Source organism: Kitasatospora hibisci (assembly GCF_043950205.1).
GTDB lineage: Bacteria > Actinomycetota > Actinomycetes > Streptomycetales > Streptomycetaceae > Kitasatospora > Kitasatospora hibisci.
The window spans coordinates 71,898-88,505 of the sequence record NZ_CP171642.1; the positions used below are offsets into that span (position 1 = coordinate 71,898).

The 16,608-nt window shown below is 68.7% G+C and carries 13 protein-coding genes and 1 pseudogene; 5 read left to right on the plus strand and 9 right to left on the minus strand.

What is annotated here, in order from left to right; genetic code table 11:
- Positions 1–400: 400 nt before the first annotated feature.
- From ACF9IK_RS00295 to ACF9IK_RS00310, 4 genes are all read right to left on the minus strand, one after another.
- A complete protein-coding gene (locus tag ACF9IK_RS00295) occupies positions 401–1,594 on the minus strand; it encodes an ISAs1 family transposase (protein WP_395292209.1) in 1,194 nt (397 codons plus the stop codon).
- 394 nt (positions 1,595–1,988) lie between these two features.
- On the minus strand, positions 1,989–2,309 hold the full coding sequence (locus ACF9IK_RS00300; RefSeq protein ID WP_395292210.1) for a hypothetical protein: 321 nt from the start codon (positions 2,307–2,309) through the stop codon (positions 1,989–1,991).
- The gene (locus tag ACF9IK_RS00305) at positions 2,302–2,592 is read right to left on the minus strand and encodes a hypothetical protein (RefSeq protein WP_395292211.1); all 291 of its coding nucleotides are present in this window, start codon (positions 2,590–2,592) and stop codon (positions 2,302–2,304) included. The genes ACF9IK_RS00300 and ACF9IK_RS00305 overlap by 8 nt, the downstream gene beginning before the upstream one ends.
- A 180-nt stretch (positions 2,593–2,772) precedes the next feature.
- On the minus strand, positions 2,773–3,150 hold the full coding sequence (locus ACF9IK_RS00310) for a winged helix-turn-helix domain-containing protein (RefSeq protein ID WP_395292212.1): 378 nt from the start codon (positions 3,148–3,150) through the stop codon (positions 2,773–2,775).
- 361 nt (positions 3,151–3,511) lie between these two features.
- Here ACF9IK_RS00310 and ACF9IK_RS00315 point away from each other — a divergent pair, with 361 nt between their 5' ends.
- Genes ACF9IK_RS00315 through ACF9IK_RS00325 form a run of 3 tightly spaced genes read left to right on the plus strand, consistent with a single transcriptional unit; the run spans position 3,512 to position 6,680 of the window.
- Positions 3,512–5,239, plus strand: a complete 1,728-nt coding sequence (locus tag ACF9IK_RS00315) for a replication initiator (protein ID WP_395292213.1) — start codon at positions 3,512–3,514, stop codon at positions 5,237–5,239.
- Positions 5,236–5,424: a helix-turn-helix domain-containing protein gene (locus ACF9IK_RS00320; RefSeq protein WP_395292214.1), complete on the plus strand. Its 189-nt coding sequence runs from the start codon at positions 5,236–5,238 to the stop codon at positions 5,422–5,424. Before ACF9IK_RS00315 ends, ACF9IK_RS00320 begins: the two co-directional genes overlap by 4 nt.
- Positions 5,424–6,680 (plus strand): tyrosine-type recombinase/integrase, encoded by a 1,257-nt coding sequence (locus ACF9IK_RS00325; protein WP_395292215.1) that lies wholly within the window; start codon positions 5,424–5,426, stop codon positions 6,678–6,680. The genes ACF9IK_RS00320 and ACF9IK_RS00325 overlap by 1 nt, the downstream gene beginning before the upstream one ends.
- 92 nt (positions 6,681–6,772) lie before the next feature.
- Here ACF9IK_RS00325 and ACF9IK_RS00330 read toward each other — a convergent pair whose 3' ends face one another.
- Positions 6,773–7,261 (minus strand): hypothetical protein, encoded by a 489-nt coding sequence (locus ACF9IK_RS00330; protein ID WP_395292216.1) that lies wholly within the window; start codon positions 7,259–7,261, stop codon positions 6,773–6,775.
- Complete coding sequence (locus ACF9IK_RS00335; RefSeq protein WP_395298426.1) at positions 7,261–9,498, minus strand: polymorphic toxin-type HINT domain-containing protein; 2,238 nt, start codon at positions 9,496–9,498, stop codon at positions 7,261–7,263. The genes ACF9IK_RS00330 and ACF9IK_RS00335 overlap by 1 nt, the downstream gene beginning before the upstream one ends.
- A 66-nt stretch (positions 9,499–9,564) precedes the next feature.
- Here ACF9IK_RS00335 and ACF9IK_RS00340 point away from each other — a divergent pair, with 66 nt between their 5' ends.
- Both ACF9IK_RS00340 and ACF9IK_RS00345 read left to right on the plus strand, forming a co-directional pair.
- A complete protein-coding gene (locus ACF9IK_RS00340) occupies positions 9,565–9,948 on the plus strand; it encodes a transposase (RefSeq protein ID WP_395295430.1) in 384 nt (127 codons plus the stop codon).
- Positions 9,949–9,968: 20 nt separating this feature from the next.
- Positions 9,969–10,973, plus strand: coding sequence for an IS3 family transposase (locus tag ACF9IK_RS00345; protein WP_395292217.1), 1,005 nt, complete (start codon positions 9,969–9,971; stop codon positions 10,971–10,973).
- On the opposite strand, the gene ACF9IK_RS00350 is transcribed toward ACF9IK_RS00345, so the two are convergent.
- From ACF9IK_RS00350 to ACF9IK_RS00360, 3 genes and pseudogenes are all read right to left on the minus strand, one after another.
- Complete coding sequence (locus ACF9IK_RS00350; RefSeq protein WP_395292218.1) at positions 10,968–11,495, minus strand: ricin-type beta-trefoil lectin domain protein; 528 nt, start codon at positions 11,493–11,495, stop codon at positions 10,968–10,970. The genes ACF9IK_RS00345 and ACF9IK_RS00350 overlap by 6 nt on opposite strands.
- Positions 11,384–15,349, minus strand: a pseudogene (locus ACF9IK_RS00355) (ricin-type beta-trefoil lectin domain protein); the annotation flags it as partial. The gene ACF9IK_RS00350 and the pseudogene ACF9IK_RS00355, both read right to left, overlap by 112 nt.
- 226 nt (positions 15,350–15,575) lie before the next feature.
- On the minus strand, positions 15,576–16,568 hold the full coding sequence (locus ACF9IK_RS00360) for an IS256 family transposase (RefSeq protein ID WP_428846379.1): 993 nt from the start codon (positions 16,566–16,568) through the stop codon (positions 15,576–15,578).
- Positions 16,569–16,608: the final 40 nt, after the last annotated feature.

Below are 16,608 nucleotides of genomic sequence, written 5' to 3' on the forward strand. Positions count from 1 at the left end.
ATGGGGACTGTTCCCGTAAGCGGGCAAGCCGTCTCCTGCGGTGCTGATCTCCGGCACGTGCACAATGTCGTAATCGGAAACACTCATGCCGGCTCGGCCCAACGCCATCTTCACCTGCTTGATGCTGACGGCAGCGCCATTTTTCCCTCCAGGAGCACTCTGGGGGTCAATCTCACACGTATTGTGCACCAGCACCGGCGTGGTACCCGCCAGCACATAGTACGTGTGCTACGCGGCCACTCTCTACCAGCCTTTTCGCAGGTCAAACGGTGTTCGGCGGTTCCGCTGGGGTGCGGGTTTGGTCGGGGTTGTTCGTGGTTGTTGCCGTCACCGCTGCCGTCAAGGGTCTATACCAATTCTGGTGAGTCGGGGCTCTCTGCCGCCCAGGGCATGAGCTTTCTCAGGTTGTGGGCTTGATCAGGTCGAGTGCGTGGTCGGGGCGTGACCTGTAGTGATCGACTGCCGCGGCGTGGTTGTGCCAGCCGGCGAGCTCGGCGAGCGCGAGGGCGGTGTTGCGCAGACCGGCCATGATGCGGGGTGCGCTGCCGGTGCGGATCTTGGAGGCGTCCTCGCGGAGGGTGACGTCGCGCAGGTGGTGCAGGGCCTCGACGCCCCAGTGTTCGCGTACGTGTTCGGCGAGGTGGGCGGCCGTGGCCTCGTGCATCGTCAGGTCGGTGAGCGCGTAGATGCGTTCGACGGTGAGTTTGCCGGTGCTCAGGACGCGACGGCGGCGCACGATCTGCAGGACCTGGTCGGCGTGGGGGAAGGGAAGGTCGGGGACGGTGGCGGCCTTCAGGCGGCGGATCTCGTCGCGGCCGTGAGCGATGGCGCGGGTCTTGTCCATGAGCGGGACCTCACTCCAGGGGAGCTTCTTCAACTGGGCGTGCAGGGTGGGGTGGTTGCCCTTGATCAGGGCGATGTAGTGCGCGTTCTTCTCCTCGACCAGGAAGCGGGCGTGGTCGTGCTGGGTGAGCAGGGCATCGAAGGTGACGACCTTGTCCGCCAGGTCGAGGGGTCCGAGGAGCGGGCGGAACGCGGTGATCTCGTTGCTCTTGGAGTCGACCTGCCGCTGGGCGATGACGGCGCGGGTGCCGTGGATCGACGCGGCGAGCAGGTGGACGGCCCGGCGCTCGCGGGTTCGCGAGCCGCGCAAGGTCTTGCCGTCGACCGAGACCGCGTCCCGTTTGACCGGTGCGTCTGCCGGGACTGGGCCGGTGAGTGGGTCGGTGTGCTGCAGTTGCAGCCAGGCGCCCAGTGCCGCGTCGAGCGCGTCGCCGTCGAGGCGGGCGAGGAGGCGGGCCAGTGTGCTGGTGCGCGGGATGCCGCGGACCAGGCCGATGCGCTCGCGCAGCACCGGGTCGAGGCCGGCGGCGAAGCGGACGATGGCGGCCCAGGTGGACGCCCCGGCCATTACCGCGGTGGCGCACAGCACGAGCAGGGCGCCCAGTCGGTAGCGGCGCCCCCGCGTGCGGCGCGGGTCCGGCAGGCGGTCCAGGACCTCGGCCAGGGTGATCAGGCGCTCGGCGTCGCCGGTCAGATCGCCCGGCATGTGGTCCTGGTGGCGGGTGACGGTGGAGATCAGGGAGGATGGCATGCAGACGCGGCTTCGGTTGTGATCAACGGCTTCGACACCTTGATCATCCGGAGCCGCGTCCCGTTTCACCACACCGGCGAAGCGGACAACCCTCCCACTTCGTCACAACTGTGACGTCTCGTCACCCGAGAACGCTCGCGCCCTGCTCTGCCGCCGGGGGTGCCCTCGGGCAGGCTCAGGGCCGGGCTCGTGCGTCGGCCAGTCTCGCAGCGCGAGGGCCGGGACGGGAGGGGGTCGGTCGACAGCGAGGCTCCGGGAGCTTCGCTCCCCGCCGGAGGCGAACGCCAGTCACCCGCCGATGGCCGGCTCGGCGACGGGCCTTGAACCTCGTAGAGAAAATCTGGACGCGCGGCCTCGGCCGGTGTCCCGGCGGCGGGAGCGCGCCCGCGCGGGGTCAGTAGAGCTGGACGCGGGTGATGACGCAGTGGGGTTCGGGGGCGTCGGCCACGATGACGTACTCGGCGATGCCGAGGGAGCCTCCGGGGCCGAGCGCGATCCGCCGCTGCTGGGGCCAGCGCTCGGAGGCGGTGCTGCCGGGCACGAGGCCGCGCGCGGCGTTGATCCGCACGGTGGCGGAGACGATGGCGCTGAAGACCGCCCCGGTCACTGCCGGGTCCTGGAACAGGGCCTCGACCTCCGGGGAGAGGTAGCAGGGCCAGCCCTCGTCCTCGCCGCCCTCGCCGTCCTCGTCGTACGGCTGGTCGGCGTCACTCAACGGGCAGCCCCGCCGCGCGCCGGTGCTCGATCACGGAGGCGACGCTGCGCAAGGGCAGCGTGCCGGCCAGGGCGGCGGCGGTCAGCTGGTCGCCGCGGGCCTGCTCGACATCGAGCACCGCCTCGCACCACCAGCGCCGCAGCACCGCCTCCGCGTCCTGCGGCGCGGCCGACAGCAACTCCCGGTAGAACTCCATCCGCCGCGCGCCGGACAGCGCCGCCGCGATCCCCTCGGCGTTGCGCGGCACCGGATCCCCGGCGTCCTCGATCGGCTGCACCGACATCCCAGCTCCCTGCCTCTCCTACTACCCGCCCAGTCTGCCTCCCCGGCACCCCAGGCGTCGACACACCACCGCCACGCCCGGGATCCCGGACCCGGCCGACCCTAACCCGGCCTCACCCCCGACGCGCCGAGAACCGGACAAGTCACCCGATCCAGCGGCCACCGGTCGAAACGTCGCAGCTCAACCCCGCCGCACGCCGCCCTGTTCCAGAGCCTCGACGCGAGCGCGGAGGTCGGCGATCCGCTCGACGGCCTCGGCCAGCGCCCGCTCCAGAGCCTCGACGCGAGCCACTGTCCCGCCGACGCGCGCGGTCCCGACGTCCAGGCGGTCGAGGTCATCGGCGTCGTCGTGATGGGCGACGAAGGCGCCCTTGCCGGGGCGCGAGATCGCCCAGCCGTCCTGCTTCAGCAGGGCCATGGCCTTCTGCACAGTCAGGCTGGAGGCCCCGAACTCGCGCATCAACTCAGCCTGTGTCGGCAGCGCGTCGCCCGGCTTCAGCCCGCCCGAGCGGATCTGCTCCCGCAGGGTCTCGGCGATGACCTCGAACGTCAGCGGCACTCCGCCGCCCGCCGGCCTGTGCCCTCGCCGCGTCGTCACCACGCCTGCTACCCCGCCTTCCGTGCCCACTACCAGCGAATTCCGGCCCGTCCAAACCGGGAAACCGGCCCCACACTACCCGCGTCCCACCACCCGAAGAAAGGAATGAGGAGGGATGTACTTGAATGTGCCCGTGGAACGGTGCTACCTTCACGCACCGCCGGTGATCAACACCGCCCCCGCCGACCGGACCAGCCGTCCCCGGCCTAGCGCCCGCGCCCGCCGCGAGGCGCCCCCGCTCCCCTGCGAGCCGATCACTTCGGCCCGCCGCCCCGCCGCCACCCCTCATCTCCTCACCGCTTCTGCCGGAGGCCTGTCCCGCATGCCCACGCAGCTCCAATTCCCCTCTCCCGCAACCACGTTCACCCTCGCGAACCGGGCGTCCACCACGCCGACGCACGCTGTCACGCCCGGCGCGTCCGCGAGCAGGGATTCGGTGCTGGAACGCCGGGCGCGGCTGACCGCCCGGCTGGCGAAGCTCGCCGCCGCCGGCTACCTCTCACCCCTGGCCCGCCAGGTCGGCGGGCTCGGCGGCTGCGCCCGCCCGATCCGCCTCGTCGGGCACCGCACCCGCATCGACACCACGACGGGCCAGGTCCTCGACCACCTCGACGCCCGGCACCTCCCGGCAGGCGAGCTGCTGGTCCGCTGCGGCAACCGCCGTGCGACCCGCTGCCCGGCCTGCTCAACCGTCTACCGCTACGACACCTACCAGCTCATCGCAGCCGGACTGCGCGGCGGCAAGACCGTCCCCACCATCGTCGCAGCCCACCCGCGCGTGTTCGCCACCCTCACCGCGCCCGGCTTCGGCCCCGTCCACAACCAGCCCGACACCGGCCGCTGCCACTGCGGCCACAACCACCCCGACGACGACCCGCTGCTCGGCACGCCGCTCAACCCCGACCGCTACGACTACACCGGCGCGGTGCTGTGGAACGCGCACGCCCCCTCCCTATGGGCCCGCTTCACCACCCACCTACGCCGCGAGATCGCCAAAGCCGCCGGACTCACCCAGCGCACCCTGCGCCACCACGCCACCCTGTCCTACGCCAAGGTCGCCGAGTACCAAAAGCGCGGCCAGGTCCACTTCCACGCCGTCATCCGCCTCGACGGACCCACCGGCCCCACCAGCACCCCGCCCACCTGGGCCACCACCGAGCTCCTCAACCACGCCGTCCGCACCGCCGCCGCACGCGCCCGCGTCGCGAACGGGGGCCAGCCGAATCAGCCCGCCGAAAACGCGCCTGGGGCCCAGGATGCCGGTCGAGGTGGGCGGTCGGTGTTTCGGTTCGGTCGGCAGATCGACGTCCGGCCGATCCGCGGCACGGACTTCACCGAAGGCGGCCCGGTCGCCGAGCGGCACGTCGCCGCCTACATCGCCAAGTACGCCACCAAGGGCGCCGAGACCACCACCGGCACCCTCGACCGCCGCCTCCGCCTCCTCGCCGAGCTCGCGCAGTACGACATCACCGACCACGCCCGCCGCATGATCCACGCCGCCTGGCATCTCGGCACCCGTCCCCAGCACGCCCACCTTCGCCTGCGGCAGTGGGCCCACATGCTCGGCTTTCGAGGCCACTTCTCCACCCGCACCCGCCAGTACTCCACCACCCTCGCCCACCTTCGCGCCGAACGCACCGCCTGGCGAACCAGTTGGTCCGACGCCCCAACCACGGCCTCGGCGTCGGCCGAGCCGCAGCCCGGTCAGGTGACCGACGGCCGTCCGGTCGGTGACCGGCCCGGTCACTCCACCGGTCTGACCACCGGCCACCGATCCGGTCACGGTCAGCACCCCGGTCACTCCGCCGGTCACCGCGACAGCACCGGTCAGCGCGGGGACTCGGGCTCGACGTTGGTGATCTCCCACTGGCAGTACGCCGGCACCGGCCTGTTGCCCGAACTCGCCCATCTCTCCGAACTCCTCGCCGAGAGGCGGCCGCCACATCGCAAGAGCCCAAACCGGATCCGGCGGCCGCAACAACCCGGTCACTGCGCCGGTCAGCCGGTCGGTCACCCAGTGAGGGCTGTCCGCACGGGAGCAGCCGCGTGACCACCCCCACCGAACTCCTCACCGTTCCCCAGGTCATGGAACGCCTCCAACTCGGCCGTACCGCCGTCTACGACCTGCTCCGCACCCACCAGCTCCCCTCCCTCACCCTCGGCCGAGCCCGACGCATCCCCGCCCACGCGCTCACCGAACTCATCCGCACCCGACTCGAAGAGGAAGCAGCCTGATGACCACACCTCGCAAGAGCCGCGCCAACGGCGAAGGCACCATCTACCAGCGCAAGGACGGCCGCTGGGAAGCCGCCGGCTACGTCCTTGCCACCGACGGCACCCGCAAGCGCGTCCGCGTCTACGGCACCACCCGCAAGGAAGCCGCCGTCAAACTCACCGAACGCATCGCCGCCAGCAACCAGGGCCGACCCGTCGCCGCCGCCGACAGCACCGTGGCCGCCTACCTCACGTACTGGCTGGACAGCGTCGCCGTCCACCGCCTCCGAGAGAACACCCACAGCCGCTACCGCACCTGCGCCCGCCTCTACGTCATACCCGGCCTCGGCCGAAAGAAGATCGCCCACCTCACCGCCAAGGACATCCGCACCTGGCTTGACCGGCTCCGCACCACCTGCCGGTGCTGCGCCCGCGGCCTCGACAAGCAGCAGCGCTGCTGCGCGGTCGGCCAGTGCTGCGGCAAGCGCCTGTCCCCGCTCACCGTCACCTACGTGCACTCGGTCCTCAAGTCCGCTCTGGAGCACGCCGTCCGCGAGGACGAACTCCCACGCAACGTCGCCCGGAACGTCAAGAACAGCACGCCTCGCCCCCGACGCTTCGAACCACTCACCGTCGCCGAAGCCCGCCGCTTCCTCGCGTCAATGGAAGGCCACCGGCTGCAGGCCCTCTTCGACCTCGCACTCCGCACCGGCCTACGGAAGGGCGAACTCCTCGGCCTGCGCTGGGAAGACCTCGATCTGGACACCGGCACCGCCAGCATCCGCCGCACACTCCAGCGCACCCCCACTGCCGGCCTGACAACCCTGCCCACCAAGACGGTCAGCTCCGAGCGCCGCATTGCCCTCCCCACCGAGTGCGCCCACTCGCTCAAGCACCACCGCGAACGACAGGACCGAGAGCGCTTGGGGGCTGGTGACGCTTGGAAGAACAGCGGCTTCGTCTTCACCGCGCCCGACGGCTCACCCACTGACCCGTCCACCGTGACCCGGCACTTCACCGCGCTGTGCCGGGCAGCCAGGCTCCGCCGCATCCAGTTTCACGACCTCCGACACACCGCCGCGACCCTGCTCCTCGAACAGGGCGTCGAGCTCGTCGTGATCAAGGAGCTGCTCGGCCACGCCCACATTGGCGTCACCGCCACGGTCTACGCCCACGTCCGGCTCCGCCTCCAGCGCCAAGCCATCGACACTCTCGGCAACGCCCTCCGATCCGCCGAGAGCGCTGACGGCCCGCCACGTGCAGAACCCGTCCGCTGACGTTGCCGTCGGCGTTGCCGTCAAGATGGTCAAGGCCCCGCCAAAACGTCTGTTTTGGCGGGGCCTTGACCATATTCACAGCAAGTTGAGCGCTACCCTTGCCTCAATCTAGCGAGCAGCAGAATCGGCATATCTTCGTCGGCATGGGCAACGCCCACAGAAAGGTACGACCGCTCGATTTTCCAACAGGCGCTCTCGATGAAGTCAACCGCGTCCTCCTTGACCTCAGGATACGGCTCGACATCGAACTCTCCGGTTAGGGACTCTAGCAGTTCAGCGCTAACTCCGTGAAGCCGCTGGACTTCGGCAGAGTATTCCCCATCGATGGCGTCCGCATACTCCTGGACGCTCCAATCTGGCGGAATCATATGGAAGACGAATTCCAGAAGATCCTCGTCGCCTTCAGAAAGGATCGAAGCCTGCAGCGTTCCATGGCGCCACCTTCGTGGGAAGGGCAGGGTGGTCGAACCGGACGGATTCCAGCCCGACCGCTCGAACACGGCCGCAAGCGACTCGGCCGAGAGTGAAGTGCCAGATCCTGCAACCTGTTTGACAACATCAACTACGGCATCGACTGTCATCACATTCCATTTCCCGGCACATGCCACACGGAAAGAGTGCCGTTAGCTATTTCCTCGGGGAACCATTCTCGGAATACTGCACCAAAGAATGCTGCACCCTCTCGATTTGAGATCGCGTACCGGACGCCGCTTCCGCCTAGGGCGGAGTTCAGCCCAAGAAGTTTCCGAGCCTGATCCACGACGCTACTTTCATTGAAATAGTTTGACGGATTATACGGAGAGCTCCCCCACTGGCGGTCATTGCCCGTCCACTTTGCCTCGACTATGAATCCATCGCTGGTCGGCCCACCGTCGACCTTGATTGTCCTGCCGGCATGCTCCCAGACCTGCTCATAATCTTGCCCCGTGACATGCACCTGATACCTGAAGCCAGGCCTCGCCAACTCTTTAGGGGTAAGGGCCTGAGTCTTAACCAGACTAGGTTCGCCACACGTGTTATGCACCAGTACCGGCGTGTTGCCAGCCAGCACATAGTACGTGTGGAGCTGGTTGACGGTGAGGTTGTGCATCTGCGCTCGGCCGGCTGTATGCCGTACGGCGGCAACGACTGCCAATCTAGCCGAGTTGGTTGAGAGCGTATGTCCGGCCGTGAGCATCCCGGCTGGGACCCATGTGTGGTCCGTCTCATCCCAGAACGGGTGGTTGGCTGTCGTCGCGATGGTGCTTGTCGAACCGTCGATGGTGATGTCGAGATCGACGAGGTCTTCGTCGTCGTGTACCCACGTCGCGGTAACAACCTGGCCGCCCTGGTCCGCGGCTGTCACTTGATCTGCTGCTTCAACCCTGTCACCAGCCTTGATGTCTCCGATGGGCTTGGTCGAGCCGTCGGCCATTAGGACCTGGGTGTCGGGCGTGAAGCTGCAGGCAGAGCCGACCGGCTCATGAGGGGCCGTCGCCTTGGCCTTCGGCGTGGCTGGCGCGCCGGGGCTTCCCTTGGAAGGCTTGGGGCTGTGCTGTTTGTCGGTTGTGGGGACGCCTCCGGGTTGGGAGGGATGGACTTCTGCGGCTGCTGCCTTGGCTGCGGCTTCCTGCTCGGCGCGGCGGGCGGCTGCCTGCTTCTGTGCGCGTGCTGCGGCTGCTTCCTTCTCCAGCCGGATTCCGGGGGCACCGCCGTCCTCAGCTGGAGCGCGGCGGCCCGGAGCGACATGTTCGCTGCCTGGGCAGTCGCCGCCGAGCATTCCGCAGACCGCCACACCGGCGGCTTCTAGCCCGACCACGCACTCGGGGGTCATTGTGAAGCCGCTGTAGAACTCGCAGCCGGTGAAGGCGAGAGCGACGGAACCGATGACGATGCCTGAGACTGCGGCGTTCACGCAGTCCGTGCGTGAACCCTTGCACTTCGGTGCCGGGGGTGCATCGCAGGCGAATGCGCTGGGCTTGTTGCAACCCGGAACGGCCAGTCCGGTGGGGTCGCTCTTGGATACGGGGTTGTTGGCGGCGTAGGTGTAGCCGCTCATCTGGTTGGGGTCGCCGGCCTCAAGAACCGGGTCGACGGTGAGGAACCGTCCGAGTGTGGGGTCGTAGTTGCGGGCGCCCAGCAGGTTGAGGCCGCTGGCTGTATCGACCGGCTTTCCGAGGTAGCCGCGGTTGTCGGCCCATGAGGTGGGAATGGCGCCGCGTGGGTTGCCGTAGGGGTCGAAGGCGCGTCGGGTGATGGCCTTCGTGGCGGCGTCGACCTGGAGGGCGGAGGTGTTCTGTGGGTTGTTGAGCTCGTAGTTGAGGGCTCCGCTGCTGGATCGGACGACGGCGGTGCCGTCAGGGTGGTAGTAGTAGCGCTTTCCGCTGACCGTGGTGCCGTCGGCGGACATGGTGAGTTGTTCGGAGCCACCGAACAGGTAGAGGACGGTGCCGTCGGGGCCGCGCTGGATGAGCAGGCCGCCGTCGGTGTCGTACAGGTACTTGGAGGTTGCGGTGGCGGTGCCGTCCGGGGTGGTGACGGTCTCGGTGCGGCCCTCGGCGTCGTAGGTGAAGGCCTGCGTCGTCCCGGCGATGGGCTTGGAGCTGGCGGGAACCCACTTCTGGTTGGGACCCTGGTTGCAGGTCCATATGGCAATGCGGGTGCCCGGGGTCGTGCTGGCCCACGGTAGGTCCATGCACAGGCCTGATGACTTGTTGACCAGGGCGCCGTTGCCGTCGGTGCGCCACTGTTGGCTTGCATCGGCGGCGTCGCAGGCCCAGAGTTCGAGCCGTGCGCTGGAGCTCGCGTTGCCCCCTATTGGGCGGACCCTCTCTGTCAGCCTTGGGTGAGACGTCCCGCTTTGTCGGGTTAGCCTGAGAGGGCCCGAGTAGGAGTTCCACCCCTGATGACCAGCACCAAGCCGTCCGCGTCCGACCCGGCTCCCCGGCCGAAGCGCCGCACCTTCACGCCCGAGTACAAGCTGCGGATCGTCGCCGAGTACGACGCCGCGCCCGAGGGCGAGAAGGGCGCGGTCCTGCGCCGCGAGCGCCTCTACCACTCCCACGTCACCGAGTGGCGGGCCGCGCGCGACGCCGGGGCCCTGGAGAACCTGGTCGACCGCCGCACGAGCCCGGCCCGCCCGAAGAAGTCCGCCACCGAGGCGGAGAACGAGAAGCTGCGCCGCCAGGTGGAACGGCTGGAGAGGGAGCTCGCCCGGAACAAGGCCGCGCTGGAGGTCCTGGGAAAAGCGTCGGCGCTCTTGGAAATGATCTCCGAGAGCGCGGACTGACGCACGCCGCCGACCCCGTCGTGGACGAGGCGTTCACCGCCATCGAACACCAGTTGGGCACCACGGCCGCGTGCCGGCTGACCGGCCGCTCCCGGGCCACCCACTACCGCAGACTGAAACCGCCACCCCCGCGCAAGCCCAGGTCCCCGCAGGTCCAACCCTCCGCCCTGACGGCCGAAGAGCGTGACGCGGTCCTGAAGTTGATGAACAGCCCCGAGTACGCCGAACTGCCACCCGCGCAGATCTGGGCCCGCGAACTGGACACCGGGCGCTACCACTGCTCGGTCTCCACGATGTACCGGATCCTGCGCGAGCGCGGCCAGTCCGGTGAGCGCCGCCGCCAGGCCACCCACCCGGCCAAGACGGTGCCCGAACTGGTCGCCGACGGCCCCTCCCAGGTCTTCACCTGGGACATCACCAAAGCGGCCGGCCCCCGCAAGGGCATCTGGTACCACGCCTACGTCATCATCGACATCTTCAGCCGCTACATCGTCGGCCACACCGTCGAGGCGGCCGAATCAGCCGAACGAGCCGAGGAGCTGATCCGCGAGACCATCGCACGCAACGGCATCGTCCCCGAGACCGTGCACGCCGACCGGGGCACCTCGATGACCTCCAAGAAAGTCTCCCAGCTGCTGATCGACCTCGGCGTCACCAGGAGCCACTCGCGCCCCAAGGTCTCCAACGACAACCCCTACAGCGAGGCCCAGTTCAAGACCACCAAGTACATGTCCGACTACCCCGAGCGATTCGACTCCCTCGCCCACGCCCGCGAATGGTTCGACGCCTTCATCGCGTACTACAACCACGAACACCGGCACTCGGGCATCGGACTTCACACACCCGCCAGCGTCCACTTCGGCACCGCCGAGGAGATCCGCGACCAGCGGGCCATCACCCTCTCCGAGGCCTACGCGCGCCACCCCGAACGCTTCGGCCGCCGCCCCAGACCACCCGAGATCCCGAAGACGGCATGGATCAACGACCCCGCCAAGCGCAGCCAACCCGCACCACAAACCTCATAGCATCACGACCGTCTCACTGGACTTGAAATCTTCCGGGACGCACGCGCCGAGGACGCGCAGGGTGCCGTCGGTACCGATGGTCCAGTTCTGTGCTCCGGTGCCGTTACAGGTCCAGCTCTGTACAGCGGTGCCGTTGGCGTTGTGCGCGCCGTCCGCGTCCAGGCAGAGCGCGGTGGTGCCGGTTGCTACGGCGGACGGCAGGGTGGTGGTGCTGGTTGTGGTGCGGGAGGTGGTGTTGCCTTGCGTGTCGTACTGCGGGGTCAGGGATGTGGTGTAGCTGGGGCCGGTCGGCGGGTTGGCGGTGGCGGGCCACTGCTGGTTGGCGTTGTTGGTGCAGTACCAGAGGCCGACCTGAGCGCCGGGCGCTTGGTTCCATCCGGGGATTTCGAGACAGAGGGTGGAGTGGCGTGGACGAGTGCGCCGTTGGCGCCATCCTGCCACTTCTGGCTGTCGCTTCCGTTGCAGGTGGCCAGCTCGACCTTGGTACCGACGCCGGCCTGTCCCCCGACGGGTTGGGCGCACTTGCCCAGTGCGCGCAGGGTTCCGTCACCGGGGCGTGTCCATCTCTGGGCGCCGGTGCCGTTGCAATCCCATGTTCCGACGGGGGTGCCGTCGGCGGCCCGTGCGCTGGCGACATCCAGGCAGAGCTGGACGTTGCCTGCACCGGCCATGGCTGAGGCCAGAGAGCTGGTCGGCACGCCCGTGCGCGAGGTCACACTGGTGAGCGCGTTGGGCTTGGGGGTCGGGGTGCGGCCGTCGCCGGGGTAGCTGCTGGTCTGGGTGATGTCGCGGGAGGTGTCTCCGATAGTGTCGTGGCGGACCTGCTGGGTGCGGTCGCCGAGCAGGTTGTACTGGAAGGTCTGCCAGTAGGGTGCGGGTCCGCCCAGTGAGTTGAGGCCGACACTGTTGTTGTTGCAGTGCGAGACCTGGCCTGCGGCTGGTGCGCTGACGCCTCGGGTGTCGGTCCAGGCCTCCACGAGGCGGTTCAGTCCGTCGTAGCGGAAGCACTGGGTGTCGATGGCCTGGTCCGTGCCGCCCGAGGACTGCAGCTCCGAGACGCTGGTGAGGTTGCCGCTCTGGTCGTACCCGTAGCTCGTGGACGACAGGGGGTTAGCGTCGGTTTGCTGGAACTTGACGCTGCTGGTCGTCAGTCGGCCGGTGGTGTCGTCGTACGTGCGGGCGGTGCGCAGTAGCTCGCCGCGGGTGCCGTACTGGGAGAGCAGGAGCTGGCCGAGCTGGTTGTAGTTGGCAACGGCCAGGAGTTGGGCGGTGTCCGTTCCCGAGGAGATGACTTCGCCCATGAGGTCGAGGCCGTAGCCAAGCTTCTCGGCTGGCAGGCCGCCGTCTGCCTTATAGGTGTAGCCGGCGGGCAGGCCGATGTTGTTGGTGTAGTGGGCCGTCAGGGTGTAGTCGCCGGCGAGCCTGCCCTCGGCGGTGGGGATGGTCGTTGTGGTGGAGGTGGGCTGGTAGCGGGTGGTGTAGCCGTCGACCTTCTGCACGTACTTGCTGCCGGTGGCGCCGCCGACGTAGCGGGTGGCCGAGGTCGGCAGGCCCTTGGCGAGGGTGTCGTAGGTGTAGGAGGCGAGCAGTTTGGACTGGTCGCTGGCGTCGCTTCCCTCGTAGCGGGCGGTGACGCGTCCGAGGATGTCGTAGGTGTAGGAGAGGGTCTTGCCGCGGCTGTCGGTCGTGCTGGTCACACGCCCGAGGGCGTCGTAGGCCGTGGCGGAGGTGCCGGCGTCCGGGTCGGTCTGCGAGATGCGGTTGCCTTGGACGTCATAGCTGTACGTCCAGGTGTTGCCGGCGTTGTCTGCAATGCTGGCGAGCTGGCCGCGTGGGTCGTAGGTGTAGCGGGTGGTGACGTCTCCAGTGGTGGCCCCGCCGTGCAGGACCGAGGCGGTGGTGCGGCCGAGGGCGTCGGTGTAGACGGTGCTCGGGGTGCCTCCGGTGGGCGGGGTGGTGTCGGTACGGTCGGGGCCGGGGTAGGCGGTTGTGGTCTGCCACAGCTCGGTCGCCTTGGCGTACAGCTTGGCGGCGGTCTGCCGGCCGGTGCCGTCGTACAGGAACCGGGTCTGCGACGGGACGGTGTCGTCGATTTCCTCGAACAGGGTGGCGCCGGGTCCGCCGTTCGTTCCGTCGTACCAGGCCGCGGTGGACTTCGTGACTTGGCCGTGGCTGTCGTAGCGGGTGTGGGTCAGGACCCGGCCGGCGTCGCCGTTGGCGGGCGTCGACTGAGTCTGGCGGGGCTGCAGGAAGCCGTCGTAGATGGTGACCGAGGTGGAGAAGGTGCCGTTCTCCAGCTGCGTCAGTGCGGTGACGCTCGGTGGATTGGCGCGCGTGGACGGGGCCGGGTCGACGCCATGCAGTTCGTAGCTGAACTTGCGGTCCGCCGGCTTACCGGCATCCCGGCTGTTGCCGGGCAGCCACACGGCGGTACGGCGGCCGAGCGCGTCGTACGTCGAGTCCGTGACCCTGCCGTTGGCGTCGGTTGCCCGAGTGACCAGGCCTCGTGCCGGGGAGACAGCGCTCTTGGCGTTCCAGCCCAGCGGGCTGGTGGTGGCGATCTCCGTGGGCAGGGTTGCGGTGGCCGGAGTGTAGGCGATGACGTTGACGGCGCCGGCACTGTCGACGGTGCGAATGACCCGACCGTAGCCGTCGTAGGCCTGGGCGATGAGAGTCTGATAGGAGGGGTTGCCCTGCGCGTCGTAGGAGCTGAGGGTCTGGGTCGCGGTCACGTAGCCGACCGTCGAACCGTTCTGGCCGATGCTGCCGACGCTACCGGGGTTGGCCGCGTCTGCGTTGCCGTCGTAGACCATCCGGTGGTCGGTGATCGTGGTCGTTGCGGACGGCGCGGTCCCGCAGGGGCCGGCCACGACCAGGGTCCGGCTCGGATAGGCGAGCATCATCGGATTGCTCGCCGGGGGTGCCGCGTAGCTGGTGGTGGTGCAGGTCCGGTCGGCCGAGGTTGCCGTGTCGGGCTGGGTCTCCACCTTGTCGGTGCGCCCCAGGGCGTCGAAGGTGGTGGTGGTGCGCGAGGTTCGCCAGGTTGCCTGGTCGGAGAGCAGTGCAGTGGAGCGGGTGCCGGTCGCGGTGGAGCGGCGTGCTTCCAGCGGCGGCAGTGTCGAGAGCGTGGCCCCCTGCTTGGAGCTCCAGGCCGTGCGCGGCTTGGCCGCAGTCACGGTGACGGCGGGTGCGTCGTTGAACTGCTTGCTCAGGATGGCGCCGTCGGCCTGAGCGTAGCCGTCGCTCTCCTGGGCGCTCCCGGCGAGCCAGGGGCTGTCTGTCGTCTCCTCACCGAGGGAGTTCTTGGGCTTGCTCGTCCGACGGGTGCCGTCGGCCTTGTAGTCGCCGTCCATGCCTTGGAAGAAGGTAACGGCGGTCTGGCTGATCGGGTCGGGCCCGGCTCCGGTGCGGGTAGTGACGGTGCGGTACCCGCGGAAGCCGTTCCAGGTCCGGTACTGGTCGTCCGTCAGGTCGGAATCGTCGCGGTGCCAGGCTGCGCCTCCACCATAGGTGTAGGTGGTTTCGCGGGCCGGGGAGTTGGCCTTGGTGGTGTCGGTGACGGTGACCTTGGCGACCAGGGTCTTGTGGAACCAGTCGGCGATCGGTGTGGCCGAGCCCGGCGGACTCCAGTAGACCGGGTAGCAGGCCATAGTGTTACCGTCCGGCGAGGCGGGCATCCGGCTCTTGGTGCGGGAGCACTCGGGGTCGCGGTAGGTGACGGCGATTGACGTCCCGGATTCGGTGTTGACCCCGATGATGCGGGGCCGGAACAGCGGTGGCGCCGCCGGGGTGGAGCCGTCGACGCGGTTGTCGACCTCGGCGCCGGCGAACGTCACCGGGTCCAGGCTGATCGGGCCGGAGCCGCCCGCGGAGGTGTCGAGGGCGGTGTGGCGGATCTCGGACAGCCACATCACCGATTGCAGGGAACCGACGACCTGCTTGTCCGGGGTTTTGCCGGTCACCGGGTCATAGGTACCGCCAGCGTCCGAGAACAGGTGCTTGAGGTCGTAGCGGTCCACGCCTTGCCAGCCGCCCTGGGTGCGCAGTTCGGTGTTGATGCCGCGCAGGCGCTTGGTGGACCAGAAGGTGGGCGCGGGGACCTGACAGACGTTGGACCCGGTGCCGCTGGTGGTCCAGCCGTCCTGGCACGCCAGGTCGTAGGGAACGTCAGGCCAGCTGCTCGCTGTCGTGGAGGAGAGGTTCTCCGGCCGGCAGACGGTATCGGAGACGACGCAGCGTTCGGCGACGTCGAAGTTCACGCGGGCGCCCGGTTCGCGGCCGGCAAGCGCGTCGGCGAGCTGGTAGCCGTAGGAGACCCGGGTGAGGTAGCCACCGCGGGTGTAGGCAGTGAGGGTTCCGGTGCCACCGGTGGCCATCGCCTGGCCACGGCCCGCGGCGTAGCGATTGGTCTCGTTGGCCCAGTCGTAGCGCTGCAGGTTGCCGTGCGGGTCGACGACGAAGTCGAGGTTGAAGCGCCAGCCGGGCTGCTGGTCGCACTGGGAGTCCTTGCCCTTGGCCGCGCTGTAGCAGGGGTCGCCGGGGTTGGGGTGGTAGACCGGGACGGGGTGTGTCCAGCGACTGGTGTATCTCGTGTTGTGTGAGTTAGCGGCGGCCGATGGAGAGTCGGCCGTCGAAGGCGATGTCGAAGGCCTGGAGCGCGGGCTTCCAGCGCATGGTCCAGCGTTTGCGTCCCTGGCCGGTGGGGTCCAGGCTCATGACGGCCATGTAGACGCACTTGAGCGCGGCGGCCTCGTTCGGGAAGTGCCCCCGGGCGCGGACGGCCTTGCGTATGCGGGCGTTCACGCTCTCGATCGCGTTGGTCGTGCAGACGACCCGGCGGATCTCGGCGTCGAACTGGAGGAACGGCACGAACTCGGCCCAGGCGTTCGACCAGAGCCGAACGATCGCCGGATACTTGGCGCCCCATTCCTCCTGGAACTCCAGGAAGCGTTCCTCGGCGGCGTCGGCGGTCGGCGCGGTGTAGATCGGCCGGTTGGCGACCTGCCCGTCGCGGACCTTCACGTGGATGCAGTCGATGAAGATCACCGGGTAGATCGCGTCGAGCGGGCGGTTCTGCCATTCGGCCATCCCGTCCATGACCTTGTCGGTGATGGTGGAGATGGTCGACTTGGACACGCTCGCCCCGTAGACCTCGGCCAGGTGCGCGGAGATGTCACCGTGTGTCAGGCCCCGGGCGGACAGGGAAAGCACCATCTCGTCGACGCCGGTCAACCGCCGCTGGCGCTTCTTGACGATCTGCGGCTCGAAGCTGCCCTCGCGATCTCGGGGCACCTCGATCTCGACCGGTCCGACGTCCGTCAACACGGTCTTCGCCCGCACACCGTTGCGGCTGTTGCCGCTGCCCGCACCGGCCCGGTCGTGCTTCTCATAGCCGAGGTGGTCGGTGATCTCGCCTTCCAGGGCGGACTCCAGCACCCGCTTGGTCAGCTGCTGCAGCAGCCCGCCCTCGCCGGTCAACTGGAGCCCGCTCGCGCGGGCCCGGTCGACCAGCTGCCCGATCAACTGCTCGTCCAGCAGGTCCGCCGACAGCTCGACCGGCCGGACCTCTTCAACCGCCTCAACCGAGGCGATCACGTCGCTCATCAGGTGCTCTTCCTTGATCGGGAGATACACC

Bases quoted from the DNA above. Each gene is read 5' to 3' on its own strand.
- ACF9IK_RS00295 (WP_395292209.1), bottom strand. From the start codon at position 1,594: ATGCCATCCTCCCTGATCTCCACCGTCACCCGCCACCAGGACCACATG.
- ACF9IK_RS00305 (WP_395292211.1), bottom strand. From the start codon at position 2,592: ATGTCGGTGCAGCCGATCGAGGACGCCGGGGATCCGGTGCCGCGCAAC.
- ACF9IK_RS00315 (WP_395292213.1), top strand. From the start codon at position 3,512: ATGCCCACGCAGCTCCAATTCCCCTCTCCCGCAACCACGTTCACCCTC.
- ACF9IK_RS00325 (WP_395292215.1), top strand. From the start codon at position 5,424: ATGACCACACCTCGCAAGAGCCGCGCCAACGGCGAAGGCACCATCTAC.
- ACF9IK_RS00330 (WP_395292216.1), bottom strand. From the start codon at position 7,261: ATGACAGTCGATGCCGTAGTTGATGTTGTCAAACAGGTTGCAGGATCT.
- ACF9IK_RS00340 (WP_395295430.1), top strand. From the start codon at position 9,565: ATGACCAGCACCAAGCCGTCCGCGTCCGACCCGGCTCCCCGGCCGAAG.